Here is a 17,631-nt window from a genome sequence, read left to right as displayed (position 1 = left end):
GCGATTGGGGAGGAATGGCATGTTTACTCGTCGATTTTTTACGGCCGCCACGGCGGTGCTCATGGCCGGCAGCCTGTTTGCCGGCGCGCATGCTCAGGAGAAGCCGCCGGTGCGGATCGGCGCGCTGCTGCCGTTGAGCGGGGCCGGCGCCTTTGACGGCCAGCTCGCCGCGGAAGGCATGGAAGCGATGGCCGCCGTCATCAATGACAAAGGCGGTATTCTCGATGGGCGCAAGATCGAGATCGTCAAATACGACGACAAGGGAACGCCTGAGGAAGGGGTGAGCGCCGCCAAGCGCGCCATCGAGCAGGACAATGTGGATGTGCTGGTTGGCGGCTGGTTCAGCGCGGTCGCCCTGAGCCTCAAGGAAGAGACGCGCGATAAGATCATCACCGTGATGACCTCGTCCCAGCATCCGAAGGTGACGGAGGAGGGACACAAATATCTGTTCCGGCTGAATGCCACCTCGACGATGAACTCGGCGACCTATTCCAAGTTCATATGCGACAAGATGGGGCTCAAGACCATCGCCTTCATCACCATCAATGATGATTACGGGCGGCTCGAAGCACAGAATTACGAGAAGCTCCTCGGCGAATGCGGGATCAAGACGCTCGGCAACGAGTATTACAACCGCAGTGATACGGATTTCACGACGGCGCTGACCAAGCTGCGCAGCCTGAAGCCCGATGCGATCTATGTGTCGGCCATCAACACTTCGCAGGGCGCGACCATCTACCGGCAGATCAAGCAGACCGGCTATAAGGGCACGATCATCGCGTCCGCCGGCAATATGAACCCCAAGCTGGTGGAGCTGTCGGGTCCCGCGTTGGAGGGCGTCTATTCCGCCTCGCTGTTTGCGCCCGATAGCGACAATCCCATGCTGAAGGCATGGGTTGAAAAATATAAGAGCATGTTCTCCAACGAGCCCGCCTTCATCGGCTCGCTCGGTGCGCAGGCGGTCGAGCTCCTCGCCGCGGCCATTCAGGAAGCGGGCGACCCCCGTGCCTATGACAAGATCGCCGCCGCGCTCAAGGCGCATCCTTGGGATACGCTGCTCGGCAATATGCGGTTCGATGACAAGGGGCAGGCTCTGCAGACCACCTATCTGATCCGGGTGGTCGACGGCAAGATCACCACCGTCAAGAACTAGCGCCTGCGGTCCGATCTTACCCGAGGTGAGGCTGCCATCGCGCAGCCTCCCGACCGCTTTTGCGAGTAAATCTATGGAATTCGCTGTCTTTACCCAGCAGATCGTGAATGGCCTGGTCAATGGCATGACCTATGTGCTGATCGCGACCGGCCTCACCCTGATCTTCGGCGTCCTCAGGATCGTGAATTTCGCCCATGGCGAGTTTTACATGCTGGGCGCCTTCTTCACCTATTACGCGATGACCCTGCTGGGGCTGGACTATATCTCCGCCACCGTCATTGCCACCGTGGTGGTGGCCGGTTTCGGAATCCTCGCCAACTCGCTGTTCTTCTGGCCGCTGCGCCGGGAGCATGAGTTCACGATCCTCCTATGCAGCCTCGGGCTCGCGCTGCTTTTGACCAATGGCGGTGAGGTTCTGTTCGGGGCTGATCCGAAATATGTGAGCAGTCCGTTCTCGGACGAGGTCGTCGAGATGGGTGACCTCATCGTGACACAGCAGCGCGTGGTCATCTTCCTGGTCGGCGTGGCGGTGCTGGTGGCGCTCTATTTCTTCATCAAGACCTCGACCATCGGCAAGATGATGCGGGCCACGGCTCAGAACCCGGAAGGGGCCGCCCTGACCGGCATCAATATCCGCCGGGTGCATGCCTATACGTTCGCGCTGGCCGGTGGTCTTGCGGCCCTTGCCGGCGCGCTGGTGGGACCGACCGCGATGATCTTCCCGACCGTTGGCAGCTGGGCGGTGCTCAAGGGCTTCATCGTGGTGATCATGGGCGGGCTTGGCAGCATTCCCGGCGCCTTGGTCGGCGGGTTGCTGCTCGGGGTCATCGAGGCGCTTGGCGGCGGCTATGTCTCGCTCGGCTTTGCGGAGGCGATCGGCTACGCGATCATCATCGCCGTCCTGCTCTGGCGCCCGCAAGGCCTGTTCGGTGCGGCACGAAGGGCTTGAACATGAACAACAAGCTGGCTTCCCTCATTGCGGTCATCGTGCTGGCGGTGCTCCCCCTGCTGACGGGTAGCACCTATGTGCATCATCTGCTGGTGCTGTGGATGCTCTATGCGCTCCTGGCGCTCAGCCTCAACATCATCATCGGCTATCTCGGCGAGCTGACGTTCGGGCATGCGGCCTTTTTCGGCATAGGGGCCTATGCCGCGGCCATTCTCGGCATGGATATGGGGCTTCCCGGCCTTATGGGGCTCATCGCGGCGGGGGTTATCGCCGGCCTCTTCGGGCTGGTGATCGGCTATGTGGCGCTGCGCATCGTGGGTCCGCAATTTGCGATCCTCACCTTAGGCTTCGGCTCGATCCTCTACACCATCACCAATTACTGGGTGGACGTGACGCGCGGGCCGATGGGCATCTCCAATATCCCACCGCTCAGTTTCGGCAGTGGCTGGCTCACCTTCGATGATGCGCGCTCATTCTATTACGTGGCGCTCGCCTGCGTGGTGCTCTTCGCCTATGTGCTCTATGCCCTCGTGCATAGCCGTACGGGGCGCGCCTTCATCGCGACCCGCGAGAACCCGCAGCTCGCCTCCTCGCTCGGCATCGATATCTTCCACATGAAGCTGCTCGGCTTCGTGGTGGCGACCGCCATTGCGGGGGTGAGCGGTGCACTCTATGCCCATTACGTGAAGGTGATCACGCCGGAGATGATGGGCCTTTCCTATATGGCCGCGATCATCATCATGGTGATCGTTGGCGGGCGCGGCACGATCGCCGGACCCATTGTGGGCGCGCTCATCTATGTGGGGCTGCTCGAGCTCTTGCGGCCGCTGGGTGCCATGCGGCTCGTGATCTTCGCGGCGCTGCTCATTGCCTCGGTCATTTTCTTGCCCGGTGGGATTGTGAGCCTCTGGCGGCGGTTGTTCGAGCGCCCGGGGGCGCAGGGTGCGACAACCGCCACTCCCCAGCCGCTCGCCGTTCGGGAGGTTGCGGAATGACATCGCCAGCCATTCTCGAGGTGCGCGGGCTCACCCGCAAGTTCGGCGGCCTCACCGCGGTCAGCAATGTTGATCTGAGCGTCGGCCAAAATGAGATCGTCGGGCTGATCGGACCCAACGGCGCCGGCAAGACCACGCTCTTCAACTGTATCGCGGGCTCCATGCCTCCGACCAGCGGCAGCGTCCGCTTCCTTGGTCAGGATTGCACCGGCTATCCCGCCCATAGGATGGCGCGGCTCGGCATGACCCGCACCTTCCAGATCACCAGTATCTTCCCGGCCATGTCGACCTTCGACAATGTGCGCGCCGCCACGTTCCGCACCACGGACAAGGGCTGGGTTGCCGCCATGTTCCACACCTCCGGCTATCGGCGGCAGGAGGCCGAGATCGTGGACAAGGTTCACGAGATCCTGAAATCCGTGCAGCTCGACGGGCGCGCGGATCTTCCGGCCGACACGCTGTCTTATGGTGAGCACCGTCGGCTTGAGATCGCGATCGCGCTGGCGGCCGAACCGAAGCTGCTGCTTCTGGATGAGCCAGCAGCCGGCATGAACCCGGAGGAGGGACAGAGGCTCGTCGAGATGATCCGCGAGATCCGCGGCCGCGGCATCGCGGTGCTGATCGTCGAGCATCATATGCGCGTGGTCATGGGCGTGTGCGATCGGGTGGTGGTCATCGATCACGGGGTCAAGATCGCGGAGGGGCCACCGCGCGAGGTCGCCGATAATCCGGATGTGATCCGCGTCTATCTCGGTCGGGAGCAGGTCAGTGCTTAAGCTTGACGGGGTGAAGGTCCGCTATGGCCGGCGCGAGGTCATCCATGATCTCTCGCTGACGGTTGGCGAAAGGGAGATCGTGACGCTGGTCGGCTCTAACGGGGCGGGCAAGACCACGACGCTCAAGACGATCTCGGGTCTCTTGCGGCCGGTCGCCGGGCGTATCGAGTTCGACGGCAAGCGCATCGATACCATGCAGCCGCACGAGATCATCGCCCATGGAGTGGTGCATGTGCCGGAAGGGCGGCTGCTATTCGCCGATATGACGGTCTATGAGCATATCGAGCTCGGTGCGATCCGGGCAAACGGGGCAGGGCGCAAGGAGGCGCGCAGCTTCGCGGATAGGGTTGAGTGGATCTATTCGATCTTTCCGATCCTCAAGGAGCGGCGCGACCAGAAGGGCGGCACGTTGAGCGGCGGACAGCAGCAGATGCTCGCCATCGCGCGTGGCCTCATGGCGGAGCCTCGCTGCCTCATGCTGGACGAGCCATCTCTGGGCCTTGCTCCCATCATGGTCGATCAGCTCGCGGATGCGATCCGCAGCCTGCATGAGGCGGGCCTCACCATCCTGCTGGTCGAACAGCGGGTCGATCTCGCGCTGAGGCTTGCCGATCGCGGCTATGTGCTCGAAACCGGCAATTTGGTCCTCGAGGACAAGGCGGATGCCTTGCTCAACAATCCGCGGGTGAAGGCCGCCTATCTCGGAACATGACCAGCTTTCTGCAACAGGTGCCGGTAAAACCGGCCTATGTGGCGACATCCCAAGGCCAGCTGCGCTATTGGAGCGGGGGTAATGGGGCGCCTTTGGTGGTGCTGCCGGGGCTCATTCTCGGGGCGGGTCCGAGAGCGCAAGACTGCGCGGTCGAGTTCAGCGACCGCACGATGGTGGTTTTCGAGCTGCCGGGCATTGGCGGGTCGGAATTTGCACCGGCTCGGGATCTGGAAAGCGCCGCAGCAGTTATCGCCGAGGCCTGGACGGCGCTTGGCCTTGGCGATGCGCCGTTGCTCACCTACGACCTCGCTGCGCCCCTGGCCATCGCGCTATGTGATCGGTTGCAGACCAAACCTGCAGCCGTTTTCGCCGCCGATCTCGATCTTGCCAAAGGCTGGGCGTCTGCCCGATGCCATGCGCCCTTGCTGAAGCCGCGCCCGGATGGCACCCACCTGACGGCGCTATGGGCGCATATTCGTGACCGCCATATCCTCAAGGCGGATGATCCTTCGCAGCCTGCCCGGATCGGTGCATCTCTCCCCGCCGATAATGTGCTGGATGAGACGGTCGTCGCGGCAGCGGCCGCACCCGAGCGCTATGAAGCGCTGTGGAATGCCTGCCTTGCCGCAATGGACGATTTCGATCGCGCAGCGCAGGCCGTCTCGCTCGAAGATGCCTCGATGCCTGCGATGATCGACAAGCGGTTAGCAGAGCTCGGGGTGAAGGCTGCTCCCATTGCCTTCACGCGCAGTGCGGTGCGCCCGGAGGCTGAAGGGCAGATCTGGTGCGATTACGCGGACACGCCCTCGGGGCGGGTGCACCTGCGCCGGGCGGGCGATGGACCACGACCTCTGTTGATGTTCCAGTCCGCACCGGGCTCATCCGCGCCACTCGCCGAAATCATCCGCGGCTTGAGCTCTGGCCGCGCGGTGGTGGCTCCAGATTTTCTGGGGAACGGGCGGTCGGACAAGCCTTCCCTCGCAAAGACGGATATTGCGGCCCTGGCGCGCAACGGGCTCGAGCTGGCCGACGCGCTCGGCTTTGACAGATTCGACCTGTGGGGCACCCATACGGGAGCGTGTGTTGCGCTCGAACTCGCGGTGATCGCGCCGGAACGGGTCGGCAGGGTGGTGCTGGAGGCACCACCCTTGCTGCCGCCGCACTTCACCTCCGACATTCTCGAGAACTATCTCCCGCCTCTCACCCCGGACCGGTGGGGCCTGCATTTGCAGCAGGCCTGGAATATGCGCCGCGACATGTTTCTGTTCTGGCCGTGGTACCGGCAGGATCGCACCGCCGCGCGCAGCCTGGGCGTTCCGGATGCGCAATTCCTGCATGACTGGACGGTCGGGCTGCTCTCCAGCGGGCACACCTATGACCGCTCCTATCGCGCCGCCTTTGAATATGACACGCAAGCGCGGCTTCCAAAGCTTACGCGGCCTGCGATGATCTGCGCAGGACCCGCGGACATGCTGGTCGAGGGCTTGAAGCTTGCCGAGGAGATCGCGCCGAAGGGCACGCTTGTCACTGCCCTGCCGGCGACCGTGTGGTATCCCGGTCAATCGGAGGCAGCTGTGCGCGATACGCTTCTGGCTTATGACAGGTTTCTTGCGGGCACCTGATCGGGCAACTGGCGCGGCGGGACGGAACCTGCAGACAGCTTGACCATTTCCGCCGCCATCCGATCCAGCTCGGCGCGGTGCTGTCTTAGATAATGCCGGAGCCAGAAGGCATAGCGTTGATCGGATTGCGCAACCTGATCGCTCAACTCATCGAGCGAAACCAGCATGATGCGGTCCGCTTCGGCGCGATTGGGCGATATTTCGCCCTCAGGCACGCGCCCGGCATAGACATAGACGAATTCGTTCTCGATCATGCCGCGGTCGAGTTCTGCGCGGTAACGCGAATGAAAGCCGAAGGTCAGGTCAACGGTGATGTTCAGCTCTTCGGAGATCCGGCGCGAGGCTGCCTGCCTCGTTGATTCACCCGGCCGGGGATGACCGCAGCAGCTATTCGCCCATTTGCCGGCTGAGTGATATTTGCCAGCAGCGCGCCGCTGCAGCAGCGTCCGGCCCTGATCATCGAAGAGGAAAATCGAAAACGCCCTATGCAACAGGCCCTGGTGATGGGCGGGGTATTTTTCGGCCGTGCCGACGCGGCGATTGCGCTCATCGATGAGGATCAAAGCTTCGCGGGCGTCGGTCGTCATCAGCATCTGGCGTCCTCCCTGGCGTCGGCCCTTTCAAATCCGATGTGAGCTATAGGGCTTCTTGCGTCAAATCCGTGATAGCGGCTGGCCGGTTGCTTGGCCATCGTCAAGCCATCCAAGGGCACGGAAATTGCGCCTTATGGTGAATGCGGATAACGCGGGATGCCTGCTGTCGCCGGCGCCTCACATGGCCAACGACAGCTGGCATGGTCCTCGGTCAGCTTCGGCGCGCAACGAGATGGTAGATCGTCAGCACCGCAACAGAGCCGATGATGGCGACTAGCAGGCTATACAGATTGAGCCCAGTAATGCCGGTTGCACCGAAGAAGCTGAATAGAAAGCCGCCGGCAATTGCGCCGATGATGCCGAGAGCAATATCCATGAACAGCCCCTGGCCGCTTCTGTTCACGATCTTGCTACCAATAAATCCGGCGATGAGACCGAGAATAACCCAGGCAAGGATCGACATGTAAACACCTCTCAGAATTGGGGAAGGATAATTTAAACCGGTCTTCGTATAGAATCCTTAAATCCTTGGGTGAAAATATATGGCTATTCATGCTGCTTCACTCGGCACTCGAATAAAAATTGAATGGAGATCGAAATGGGCCTTCTTGATGATGTTGCTCCCGGCGGAAATCTGGCAAAGCCAGTGATCGTCGCTCTTGGATCGCTGCTCGTGGGCAAGATGCTCAGCGGCGGTTTCGGGTCTGGTTCAGATGCGCAGGCTGCGGGAATGCCTCAGTCCGCTGGGATGCCCCAGTCGGCGGGGATGGCTCCGGGCGCTGCTCCGGGTTCTGATCAGGACGGCGGGTTGCTCGGCGGCCTGTCAGGCCTCCTCAACAAGCTGTCGGATGCAGGACATGGCGACACCGCAGCCTCTTGGGTCGGCACAGGGCAGAATAAGCCGATCGATCCCAACCATCTCGGTGCGGCACTCGGCCAGCAGACCGTAAGCAACCTCGCGCAACAGACGGGCATGAGTGAGCAGGACCTGCTGAACCAGCTGGCTCAGGCTCTGCCCGGCGTGATTGATAAGCTGACGCCGAATGGTCAGCTGCCAAGCCTTCAGCAGATCGCCTCGATCTTCAAGCAGCAATGAGCCTATAGCCTCAATCAATGGGGCCGCTCGGCGCCTGGCCCGGAGCGACCCCATTGATTCCTTCGAGCGATAGACGCTGATAGCAGCCCCGTTCTCGCAAACGGGGCTGGCGCTATTGTAGGAACCGGTTACGGCTGTCTGGATTGCCGTGCCCATCAGGCTGCAGAACCGGCATCCTGCTCGCTCGAAATGCTCTGGTGGCCTATTTGCCGCATCCGGCTTGTGATACGAATGCGCAGATCCGATATGGCCTGCTTGGACTTGCCCCAGCCTTGGACTTGCCCCAGAGCTGGGCCGACGAGGGGGTCCCTTGCTCCTTTATTCCTCGACGTCGGGGATTTTGTCAGCTGAGGCGCGGGGACGTTGCTGCCTATTGTGAGTATCCGGCCGGGGGCATAAGCTTGCGAAGAGATCAAGCTTGCCGGATGGCAGTCTTGTCGAGCTGATCGGCAATGCAGCCAAAATGCTGGAGTGCCGCCCGATCTTCCATTAAGTGAATTTGGAGCGGACGCGTCAGCCGACGTTGAGAATATAGGGACCAGACGACGATGCCACCTTATCGCTCCAGAACCACCACCCACGGCCGCAACATGGCCGGCGCGCGCGGGCTTTGGCGCGCCACTGGCATGAGGGATGAGGATTTCGGCAAGCCGATCATCGCGGTGGTGAACTCCTTCACGCAATTCGTGCCTGGGCATGTGCATCTGAAGGATCTGGGCCAGCTCGTCGCGCGCGAGATCGAGAAAGCCGGCGGCGTTGCAAAGGAATTTAACACCATCGCGGTGGATGACGGCATCGCCATGGGCCATGATGGCATGCTCTATTCGCTGCCATCACGCGAGATCATCGCCGACAGCGTCGAGTACATGGTCAATGCCCATTGTGCAGATGCCATGGTTTGCATCTCCAATTGCGACAAGATCACGCCGGGCATGCTGATGGCGGCATTGCGCCTGAATATTCCGGCGGTGTTCGTGTCGGGCGGCCCGATGGAAGCGGGCAAGGTGGTTCTCGCGGGCAAGAGCCGTGCGCTCGATCTGGTCGATGCCATGGTGGCGGCGGCCGATGACCGGGTGCGGGATGAGGATGTGCAGGCCATCGAACGTTCGGCCTGTCCCACCTGCGGATCGTGCTCGGGCATGTTCACGGCCAATTCCATGAACTGCCTCACCGAAGCATTGGGGCTTGCCTTGCCTGGCAATGGCTCGGTCTTGGCCACCCATGCGGATCGCAAGCGCCTGTTCGTCGAAGCAGGCCACCTGATCGTCGATCTCGCCCGCCGCTATTACGAGCAGGGCGATGAAGGCGTGCTGCCGCGTTCGATTGCGAGTTTCGCCGCTTTCGAGAATGCCATGACGCTCGACATCGCCATGGGCGGCTCGACCAATACTGTCCTGCATCTTCTGGCGGCGGCGCACGAGGGTGAAATCGATTTCACCATGAGTGATATCGACCGGCTCTCACGGCGCGTGCCAGTTCTCTGCAAAGTGGCGCCCGCGAAGAGCGACGTCCATATGGAAGATGTGCATCGCGCCGGCGGCATCATGGGCATTCTCGGCGAGCTCGACCGGGCCGGGCTGCTCGATACCAGTGTCGGCACCATCCATTCCGAGACGCTTGCGGCAGCCCTCGACCGCTGGGATATCAAGCGCACGAAGAGCCCGTCGGTTCATGATTTCTATCGGGCAGCCCCCGGCGGTGTGCCAACCCAAGTCGCCTTCTCGCAGGATCGCCGCTATGACAGCGTCGATGATGACCGCGAAAGCGGGGTGATCCGCTCCGCCGAGCATCCCTTCGCCCGAGATGGCGGGCTCGCGGTGCTCTACGGCAATCTTGCGGAGGACGGCTGTATCGTTAAAACGGCAGGTGTCGATGAGAGCATCCTCCGCTTCAAAGGGCCTGCACGCATTTTTGAGAGCCAGGATGCGGCGGTGAGCGCTATTCTCACCAATAAGATCAAAGCCGGTGACGTGGTGCTGATCCGCTATGAAGGACCGCGCGGCGGGCCTGGCATGCAGGAGATGCTCTATCCCACAAGCTATCTCAAATCCAAAGGGCTCGGTGCTGCCTGCGCGCTGGTGACCGATGGCCGCTTCTCAGGCGGCACCTCGGGCCTCTCGATCGGACATGTGTCGCCGGAAGCCGCCGAGGGCGGCACGATTGGCCTCGTGGAAGATGGGGATATGATCGAGATCGACATTCCCGGCCGCCGCATCCATCTCGCCGTTAGCGATGATGCACTCGCATCCCGCCGCCAGGCCATGGAAGCCAAAGGCGAGGCGGCCTGGCAGCCGGCTGTGAAGCGAAACCGGAAGGTAAGCAAAGCGCTCAAGGCCTATGCCGCCTTTGCGACAAGCGCTGCGAAGGGAGCTGTTCGTCAGCTTCCCTCGTAAACTCTACGCATCGGATCGGTCCGCAATCGCAGGCCGATCCCGGATAATCGTCGTACGGACAGGGGGTTCAGAGTGCGCGTACTGGTGGTTGAAGACGAGGCCATGGTCGCGATGCTGATCGAGGATATGCTCCTTGATTCCGGGTATAGCGATATCGAGGTCTGCAATCGCTTCGGCCAGGCCATGACGCTCATCCAGAGCAAGCCCTTCGATTTCGTGATCCTCGACCTCAATCTCGAGGGTGAACTCACCTATCCGATCGCAGATATCCTCCTGGAACGTGGCACACCTTTCGTTTTTGCAACAGGATATGGCACCTCGATGCTGGAAGGCCGCTATGCTGACGTGCCGAGCTTGCCCAAGCCGTTCAGGCCCGAAGATATCGAGCGCGTGCTCAGCTCGATCAGCGGAGATCTCGGCGCCAAGAGCACGACCTCCTGATATCCTGCTATCCTAAAATTGGTTCTTCACCGTCTCCTCTGCGCCAGCTTAAGATCAATCGAGAAGGAGCCTTGCATGTCCCGTCCGGTGATCATCTGTTGCGCCGTAACCGGCAGTGCTGACACGCCATCCAAGAATCCCGCGGTGCCGGTGACCCCGCAGGAGATCGCCCGGTCGGCGCTCGATGCCGCGGCGGCCGGTGCGGCGATCGTGCATATTCATGTGCGTGATCCGAAGACGACGAGGCCCAGCCTTGATCTCGAGCTCTATCGAGAAACGGTCGATCTGATCAAAGCTGAGAACAAGGACGTCATCATAAACCTGACCACAGGCACCGGCGCCCGCTTCGTTCCGGGGCGGGAAGATCCGCAGCAGCCCGGACCTGGCACCAATCTTTCCTCGCCTGAAATCCGCACCCGGCATATCGAGGCGCTCAAGCCCGATATCTGCAGTCTCGATATGGGCACGATGAATATGGGCGATACCGTATTCATGAACACGCCCGGCCATCTCGCCGCCATGGCCGAGGTCATTGGGCGCGTCGGCGTGGTGCCCGAGCTCGAGGTGTTCGAGGCCGGCCATATCCGCCTGACCAACAGCATGATCGAGCGCGGCCTGCTCAAGGCACCGCACCTGTTTCAGATCTGCCTTGGTGTGCCCTGGGGCCAGCCGGCGACGACCGAGGCCATGGTCTATATGAAGCATATGCTGCCGGCGGGCGCGCAATGGTTCGCCTTTGGCATCGGGCTCCACCAGTTCCCGATGGCGGCTCAGGCCGTGGTGCTGGGCGGCCATGTGCGCGTGGGGCTTGAGGATAATCTCTATCTCGGCCGGGGCGAGCTCGCGCCCAGCAATGCGGCGCTCGTCGAGCGGGCAGTGGAGATTGTGAAGGCAATCGGTCATCCGATTGCAACGCCCGCGCAGGCTCGGGAGATCATCGGGATTTAGGCCGCCGCCTCGATTCCTGCCCGATCTTAGTTCAGAAAACGTCATGCCCCAGCTTGACCGGGCATCCAGAGGGGACGGCGTCAATTTCTCTAGCTCCTGGATCACCGGGTCAAGCCCGGTGATGACGGAGGGAGGAAAGCGTGCCTGCCCGCCTTGCCCCGGGCTGGGGCTAGCCAAGTGGAACTCGGCTGTGATGAGGCGGCTGTGTTCGGCGGAAGCGTTACGCTTGAAAACTCCAGAGGCTGGGGGTCATCGGCAGTTCGCTGCCGCCACGATCAGCGCGTTATTATTCGCTGGTTAAGCAAGCCCAATAGAATAGTCCGCGTCATCCGCGGAAACATCTTCCCAAGGGCAGGTATTCTGCTTCAATTCCGCCTGCATGGGGCGACGATCATGTCGCATACCCAGTCGTATGGCATAGGAAGTGTCATGTCTCTGAAGTCAACCGCGCCGCGTGTGGCTGTGGGCGCAGCTTTTGCTCTGGGAATTCTTTCCGTTCTCGGCATTCAACAGGTCATGCAGCCGGCAGTTGCTAACCAGCCTTTCATGGAAAGCGCCCTTGCCGATCTGCAGGACGCGCGTGGCAATCTCGTCAGTGCCGAGCCCAACAAAGGTGGTCACCGCGAGCGGGCAATCGAACTCGTCGACCGGGCCATCGCCGAGGTCGAGGCTGGCATCGCCTTCGCTGCCGACTGAAACCCGCAGCAGACGCTGAGCGCCCGGTTCAAGACTCCAGGCGCTCATCGCTCATCCGCTTTGCGCTTTTGACAGGGCTCAGGCCGCCTCGCTCTGGGCAAGCCGCCGGTCGATATAGTCTTCGACCAGCTCCATGAGTTCATCGAGCTTGTTCTCGAAGAAATGGTTCGCACCGGGCACGGACTTGTGCTCGATGGTGATGCCGCGCTGCGTCTTGAGCTTGCTGACGAGATTATTGACGTGTTCCGGCGCCGTGACCGCGTCCTTCTCGCCATTGATGAAGATGCCTGAAGCCGGGCAGGGAGCAAGGAACGAGAAGTCATAATGGTTGGCCATCGGCGCAATCGAGATGAAGCCCTCGATTTCCGGACGGCGCATCAAAAGCTGCATGGCGATCCACGAGCCGAAATCAAATCCCGCAATCCAGCAAGTGCGCGCATCCCGATTGATGACCTGGACCCAATCGAGCGCCGCTGCGGCATCCGAAAGCTCGCCCGCTCCATTGTCGAACACACCCTGGCTGCGGGCCACACCGCGGAAATTGAAGCGCAGCACTGAAAAATCGCGACGCACGAACGCGTAGTAGAGCGCATGGACGATCGGATGATTCATCGTGCCCCCGAAGGATGGATGGGGGTGCAAGATCACGGCAACCGGTGCGTTCGGGCCCTTATTGTGATGGTAGCGGCCCTCGATGCGACCCGCTGGCCCGTTGAATATCACTTCCGGCATTCTCGATCCTCAGCCTGCTCTCGTAATCCCAAAAGAAGCCCTCCGCTCTCGACATGCGGAAAGCCCCCGACCATTTGTTGACTCGGCCAGTCAGGTTTTCTATATCCACCTTAGAATTGTTCAAGGGTACGTGCTGGCCGCCGACGTTTCATATCACAAGCCGGGCGGTCGATTTCAAGTAATTCGCGCTGGTCGGTTGTTTCGAGGCAACGGTCGCGCAAGGACAGGTCAATGAAGCTGAGCACGCGTGGGCGCTATGGTGTGATGGCGATGGCCGATCTGGCGAGCCAGACCGGCAGCGGCGCCGTGAGTCTCGCCGAGATCGCCGAGCGTCAGATGATCTCGCCCGCGTATCTCGAACAGCTTTTCGTGCGGTTACGCCGCCAGGGGCTGGTGGAAAGCGCCCGCGGCCCAGGGGGCGGTTTTAGGCTTGCCCGCCCCGCGGACGACATTCGTATCGCCGACATCATCGAAGCGGTCGAGGAGCCCACCACCATCACGCGCTGTGAGACCGGGTCGGAGACTGGCTGCGTGGGTGGTGCCCGTTGCCTCACGCACGATCTCTGGGAAGGCTTGGGCCAGCACATTCACGACTATCTCGCATCGGTCAGCCTGGCGGACGTGCTGCAGAAGCGCTTGCCTGCGCGCATCCCAAACACCGGCCGACCTGCTGAACTGACCCATTGAGAGCAGAGTGATGGCGGATTACCGAGCATATCTCGACCACAATGCCACTGCGCCGCTCCGCCCCGAGGCGCGCGCTGCGGCCATTGCGGCAATGGACATGGTCGGCAATGCCTCATCCGTGCACCGGGAAGGCCGTCAGGCCCACGGCATGATCGAGCGGGCGCGTGGGGAGGTTGCATCCCTCGTTGGCGCCCGGCCCGAGATGGTCACATTCACCAGCGGTGGCACCGAGGCCAATAACCTGGCAATTTTCGGTGCACCGGTTGAGCGGATCGTAACGTCACCAACCGAGCATCCGAGCGTGATCGAGCCGGCGCGGGCGAGTGGTCGCGATCTCATCATGATCCACACGAGCGCGGATGGCGTGATTAATCTCGATCATCTCGCCGAGCTGCTCGCCGATCCGCGGCCGACGCTGGTCTCGGTGATGGCCGCCAATAACGAGACCGGAACGGTGCAGCCGATCCGCGAGATTGCGCAGCTCGCCCATGAACATGGCGCACTCTTCCACGTTGACGCGGTACAGGCGGCCGGACGCTTGAGCCTGGCCTGGCCGGTGCTCGGGGCCGACATGATGTCGCTCAGTGGCCATAAGCTTGGCGGGCCGCAAGGCGCCGGCGCCCTCATTGCGGGTGAAAATCTTGATCTTGCACCCCATATATGGGGTGGCGGTCAGGAGAAGCGCCGGCGGGCGGGCACCGAGAACGTGGCGGCAATAGCGGGCTTCGGGGCCGCGGCAAAGGTTGCACAGGACTCTCTGGCACGCGAACAGGTGCGCCTCTCGGCTCTGCGCGATCACTTTGAAGCGGCGTTCATCAAGCTTGCCCCTGACGCCGTCATCTTCGGTGCGAAGGCTGACCGGCTCGCCAATACGAGTTGCTTTGCCATCCCGGGCTTGAGCGCCCAGCTCGTGCTGGTGGCGCTGGATCTCGACGGTATTGCGGTGAGCTCGGGGTCGGCTTGCTCGTCAGGCAAGGTTGCGCGCTCGCATGTTCTGACTGCCATGGGTGTGGATGACGCGCTGAGCGCCGGCGCGATCCGCGTAAGCCTCGGCTGGTCGAGCACCGCGGATGACATAGACAGGCTGCTTGGCAGCCTCGCACGGATCATTGAACGGAAGCGAACACAACGTGCCGCCTGAGAGTGAGGCTGGCAGCTGCGGATGATGTGAGGAAGACGATGGCTGATCTCGAGACAATCGAAAAGGTCCGCGCGATTGACGTGGACAAGTACAAATACGGCTTCACCACCGAGATCGAGGTTGAGAAGGCCCCGAAAGGCCTGAACGAGGACATCATCCGCTTCATCTCGGAGAAGAAGGGCGAGCCCGCCTGGATGCTCGAATGGCGGCTCGATTCCTATCGCCGCTGGCTCACCATGGAGGAGCCGAAATGGGCGCGCGTGAGCTATCACAAAATCGACTACCAGGATCTCCATTACTACGCTGCGCCCAAGAAGCAGGGCTCGGGTCCCAAGAGTCTGGACGAGGTCGATCCTGAGCTTCTGCGCACTTATGAAAAACTCGGCATTCCTCTGCGCGAGCAGGCGATTCTGGCTGGCGTCGAAGGCGCGGCTGATGGTGCCAATGGCACTGGTGTCGATGGCGTCGAGAAGACGCGCGTGGCGGTCGATGCCGTGTTCGACTCCGTCTCCGTGGTCACCACCTTCAAGGAGGAGCTGGCCAAGGCGGGCGTGATCTTCTGCTCGATCTCCGAGGCTTTGCGTGATCATCCCGAGCTCGTGCGGAAATATCTCGGCTCGGTCGTGCCGCAGTCCGATAATTTCTTCGCGGCGCTGAACTCGGCGGTGTTCTCCGACGGCTCTTTCGTCTATGTGCCGCCGGGCGTGCGCTGCCCTATGGAGCTGTCGACCTATTTCCGCATCAATGAGAAGGATACGGGCCAGTTCGAGCGTACCCTGATCATTGCGGACAGGGGCGCTTACGTCTCCTATCTCGAAGGCTGCACGGCGCCGATGCGGGACGAGAACCAGCTGCATGCGGCGGTGGTCGAGCTCATCGCGCTGGATGATGCCGAAATCAAATATTCGACGGTGCAGAACTGGTATCCGGGCGATGCCGAGGGCAAGGGTGGCGTGTTCAACTTCGTCACCAAGCGCGGCGACTGCCGGGGTGTGAATTCGAAGATCTCCTGGACCCAGGTCGAGACCGGCTCGGCGATCACCTGGAAATATCCAAGCTGCATCCTGCGCGGCGATAATTCCCGTGGCGAGTTCTACTCGATCGCAATCTCGAACGGTCACCAGCAGGTGGACAGCGGCACCAAGATGATCCATCTCGGCCGCAACACCTCGAGCCGCATCATCTCCAAGGGCATTGCCGCAGGCTTCTCGCAGAACACCTATCGCGGGCTGGTCTCAGCCCATGCCAAGGCCACGAATGCGCGCAACTTCACCCAGTGCGACTCCCTGCTGATCGGTGACCAGTGCGGCGCACACACGGTGCCCTATATCGAGGCCAAGAATGCCTCCGCCCAGTTCGAGCATGAGGCGACCACCTCGAAAATCTCGGATGATCAGATGTTCTACGTGATGCAGCGTGGGCTTTCTGAGGAAGAGGCGGTGGCCCTGATCGTCAACGGGTTCGTGCGGGATGTGCTGCAGCAGTTGCCAATGGAGTTCATGGCCGAGACGCAGAAGCTGATCGGCATCAGCCTCGAGGGCTCGGTGGGATGATGCTCGAGAAGTTCGCGCTCGATGACAAATTCGCCCGGTTCTGCGACCACTGGCGGCCTAAGACCGTTGCCAGGCTGAACGGCCAGGAGCTGAAGCTCGTCAAGGTGAAGGGGGAATTTCCCTGGCATCACCACGAGACTGAAGACGAGCTGTTTCTGGTGTGGAAAGGCGCGATCCGCATCGAGTTCCGTGACCGGGTGGTCGCGCTCGGGCCCGGCGAGGCCTTGGTGGTGCCGCGCGGTGTCGAGCACCGGCCGGTCGCCGAGGAGGAAGCGGAGATCCTGCTGTTCGAACCGGCCGGGGTTTTGAACACCGGCAATATCACTGATGAGACATTCACCGCGCCTATGGGCGCAACGATCTAGTTCTGGCGGATAGACAAATGCTCGAAATCAAGAACCTGCATGTCAAGATCGAGGATCGGGAGATCCTCAGAGGCATCGACCTCACCATCGCGCCGGGCGAGGTGCATGCGATCATGGGCCCGAACGGCTCGGGCAAGTCGACCCTCTCTTATGTGCTGGCCGGCAAGGAAGACTACGAGGTCACGGAAGGCTCGATCACCTTCCGCGGCGAGGATCTTTTGGCCATGGAGCCCAATGAACGCGCCGCAGCCGGTGTGTTCCTCGCCTTCCAATACCCGATCGAGATCCCGGGCGTTGCGATGATGCAGCTGCTCAAAACCGCATTCAATGCCCAGCGCAAGCAGCGTGGCGAGCCGGAGCTCTCCGCACCCGACTTCCTGAGGCTGGTGCGCCAGAAAGCCGATGAGCTCAAGATCTCGCAAGAGATGTTGAAGCGCGCCGTGAATGTGGGTTTCTCCGGTGGCGAGAAGAAGCGGGCGGAAATTTTGCAGATGGCTGTGCTCCAGCCTTACCTCTGCGTGCTCGACGAGACGGATTCAGGGCTCGACATCGACGCCTTGAAGATCGTGGCCGATGGCGTCAACGCCCTGCGCTCGCCCGAGCGGTCCATGCTGGTGATCACTCACTATCAGCGGCTGCTTGATTATATCGTGCCCGACAAGGTGCATGTTCTGTCCGCCGGCCGCATCGTGAAGTCGGGAGACAAGGACCTGGCGCTCGAGCTCGAGCGCAGCGGCTATGCGGAATATCAGGCTGCCTGATTCGTGCGAGGCAAAGCC

The 17,631-nt window shown here is 61.6% G+C and carries 19 protein-coding genes; 16 read left to right on the top strand and 3 right to left on the bottom strand.

Features of this window, described 5'->3' with window-relative positions:
* Positions 1 to 19 precede the first annotated feature (19 nt).
* From RCF49_RS03365 to RCF49_RS03340, 6 genes are all read left to right on the top strand, one after another.
* Positions 20 to 1,153: an ABC transporter substrate-binding protein gene (locus tag RCF49_RS03365; RefSeq protein WP_342642633.1), complete on the top strand. Its 1,134-nt coding sequence runs from the start codon at positions 20 to 22 to the stop codon at positions 1,151 to 1,153.
* A 73-nt stretch (positions 1,154 to 1,226) separates the two neighbouring features.
* On the top strand, positions 1,227 to 2,102 hold the full coding sequence (locus tag RCF49_RS03360; protein ID WP_342642632.1) for a branched-chain amino acid ABC transporter permease: 876 nt from the start codon (positions 1,227 to 1,229) through the stop codon (positions 2,100 to 2,102).
* A 2-nt stretch (positions 2,103 to 2,104) separates the two neighbouring features.
* A complete protein-coding gene (locus tag RCF49_RS03355; RefSeq protein WP_342642631.1) occupies positions 2,105 to 3,097 on the top strand; it encodes a branched-chain amino acid ABC transporter permease in 993 nt (330 codons plus the stop codon).
* A complete protein-coding gene (locus tag RCF49_RS03350) occupies positions 3,094 to 3,873 on the top strand; it encodes an ABC transporter ATP-binding protein (protein WP_342642630.1) in 780 nt (259 codons plus the stop codon). The genes RCF49_RS03355 and RCF49_RS03350 overlap by 4 nt, the downstream gene beginning before the upstream one ends.
* Positions 3,866 to 4,585, top strand: coding sequence for an ABC transporter ATP-binding protein (locus RCF49_RS03345; protein ID WP_342642629.1), 720 nt, complete (start codon positions 3,866 to 3,868; stop codon positions 4,583 to 4,585). The genes RCF49_RS03350 and RCF49_RS03345 overlap by 8 nt, the downstream gene beginning before the upstream one ends.
* Complete coding sequence (locus tag RCF49_RS03340; protein WP_342642628.1) at positions 4,582 to 6,207, top strand: alpha/beta fold hydrolase; 1,626 nt, start codon at positions 4,582 to 4,584, stop codon at positions 6,205 to 6,207. The genes RCF49_RS03345 and RCF49_RS03340 overlap by 4 nt, the downstream gene beginning before the upstream one ends.
* Here the strand turns inward: RCF49_RS03340 and idi are convergent.
* Together idi and RCF49_RS03330 are read right to left on the bottom strand one after the other, a co-directional pair.
* Positions 6,180 to 6,800: an isopentenyl-diphosphate Delta-isomerase gene (idi, locus tag RCF49_RS03335; RefSeq protein WP_342642627.1), complete on the bottom strand. Its 621-nt coding sequence runs from the start codon at positions 6,798 to 6,800 to the stop codon at positions 6,180 to 6,182. The two genes, RCF49_RS03340 and idi, sit on opposite strands and share 28 nt — an antisense overlap.
* A 211-nt stretch (positions 6,801 to 7,011) precedes the next feature.
* Positions 7,012 to 7,263, bottom strand: a complete 252-nt coding sequence (locus RCF49_RS03330) for a GlsB/YeaQ/YmgE family stress response membrane protein (protein ID WP_342642626.1) — start codon at positions 7,261 to 7,263, stop codon at positions 7,012 to 7,014.
* A gap of 135 nt (positions 7,264 to 7,398) precedes the next feature.
* Between RCF49_RS03330 and RCF49_RS03325 the strand changes: the two genes are divergently transcribed.
* The 5 genes from RCF49_RS03325 (at position 7,399) to RCF49_RS03305 (ending at position 12,374) form a co-directional block, all read left to right on the top strand.
* The gene (locus tag RCF49_RS03325; protein WP_342642625.1) at positions 7,399 to 7,896 is read left to right on the top strand and encodes a YidB family protein; all 498 of its coding nucleotides are present in this window, start codon (positions 7,399 to 7,401) and stop codon (positions 7,894 to 7,896) included.
* 548 nt (positions 7,897 to 8,444) lie between these two features.
* Complete coding sequence (ilvD, locus tag RCF49_RS03320) at positions 8,445 to 10,289, top strand: dihydroxy-acid dehydratase (protein WP_342642624.1); 1,845 nt, start codon at positions 8,445 to 8,447, stop codon at positions 10,287 to 10,289.
* 72 nt (positions 10,290 to 10,361) lie between these two features.
* Positions 10,362 to 10,730 carry a response regulator gene (locus RCF49_RS03315; protein WP_342642623.1) on the top strand — a complete coding sequence of 123 codons (369 nt, stop codon included), beginning with the start codon at positions 10,362 to 10,364 and terminating at the stop codon, positions 10,728 to 10,730.
* Between the two features lie 75 nt (positions 10,731 to 10,805).
* A complete protein-coding gene (locus RCF49_RS03310) occupies positions 10,806 to 11,678 on the top strand; it encodes a 3-keto-5-aminohexanoate cleavage protein (protein WP_342642622.1) in 873 nt (290 codons plus the stop codon).
* A 429-nt stretch (positions 11,679 to 12,107) separates the two neighbouring features.
* A complete protein-coding gene (locus tag RCF49_RS03305) occupies positions 12,108 to 12,374 on the top strand; it encodes a hypothetical protein (RefSeq protein ID WP_342642621.1) in 267 nt (88 codons plus the stop codon).
* A gap of 78 nt (positions 12,375 to 12,452) precedes the next feature.
* On the opposite strand, the gene RCF49_RS03300 is transcribed toward RCF49_RS03305, so the two are convergent.
* A complete protein-coding gene (locus tag RCF49_RS03300; protein ID WP_342642620.1) occupies positions 12,453 to 13,106 on the bottom strand; it encodes an alpha/beta hydrolase in 654 nt (217 codons plus the stop codon).
* Positions 13,107 to 13,337: 231 nt separating this feature from the next.
* On the opposite strand from RCF49_RS03300, the gene RCF49_RS03295 reads away from it, so the two are divergent.
* The 5 genes from RCF49_RS03295 to sufC are packed head-to-tail and all read left to right on the top strand — an operon-like array spanning position 13,338 to position 17,613.
* Complete coding sequence (locus RCF49_RS03295; protein ID WP_342642619.1) at positions 13,338 to 13,793, top strand: Rrf2 family transcriptional regulator; 456 nt, start codon at positions 13,338 to 13,340, stop codon at positions 13,791 to 13,793.
* A 10-nt stretch (positions 13,794 to 13,803) separates the two neighbouring features.
* On the top strand, positions 13,804 to 14,934 hold the full coding sequence (locus tag RCF49_RS03290) for a cysteine desulfurase family protein (RefSeq protein ID WP_342642618.1): 1,131 nt from the start codon (positions 13,804 to 13,806) through the stop codon (positions 14,932 to 14,934).
* Between the two features lie 38 nt (positions 14,935 to 14,972).
* Entirely contained in the window at positions 14,973 to 16,487 is a 1,515-nt protein-coding gene (gene sufB / locus RCF49_RS03285; protein WP_342642617.1) for a Fe-S cluster assembly protein SufB, read from the top strand.
* Positions 16,487 to 16,852, top strand: a complete 366-nt coding sequence (locus RCF49_RS03280) for a cupin domain-containing protein (RefSeq protein ID WP_342644111.1) — start codon at positions 16,487 to 16,489, stop codon at positions 16,850 to 16,852. Before sufB ends, RCF49_RS03280 begins: the two co-directional genes overlap by 1 nt.
* Before the next feature lie 17 nt (positions 16,853 to 16,869).
* Positions 16,870 to 17,613, top strand: a complete 744-nt coding sequence (gene sufC / locus RCF49_RS03275; RefSeq protein ID WP_342642616.1) for a Fe-S cluster assembly ATPase SufC — start codon at positions 16,870 to 16,872, stop codon at positions 17,611 to 17,613.
* Positions 17,614 to 17,631 lie beyond the last annotated feature (18 nt).

It is taken from the genome of Rhodoligotrophos sp. CJ14, from assembly GCF_038811545.1.
GTDB lineage: Bacteria > Pseudomonadota > Alphaproteobacteria > Rhizobiales > Im1 > Rhodoligotrophos > Rhodoligotrophos ferricapiens.
This window is presented reverse-complemented; position numbering and strand designations above follow the sequence as displayed.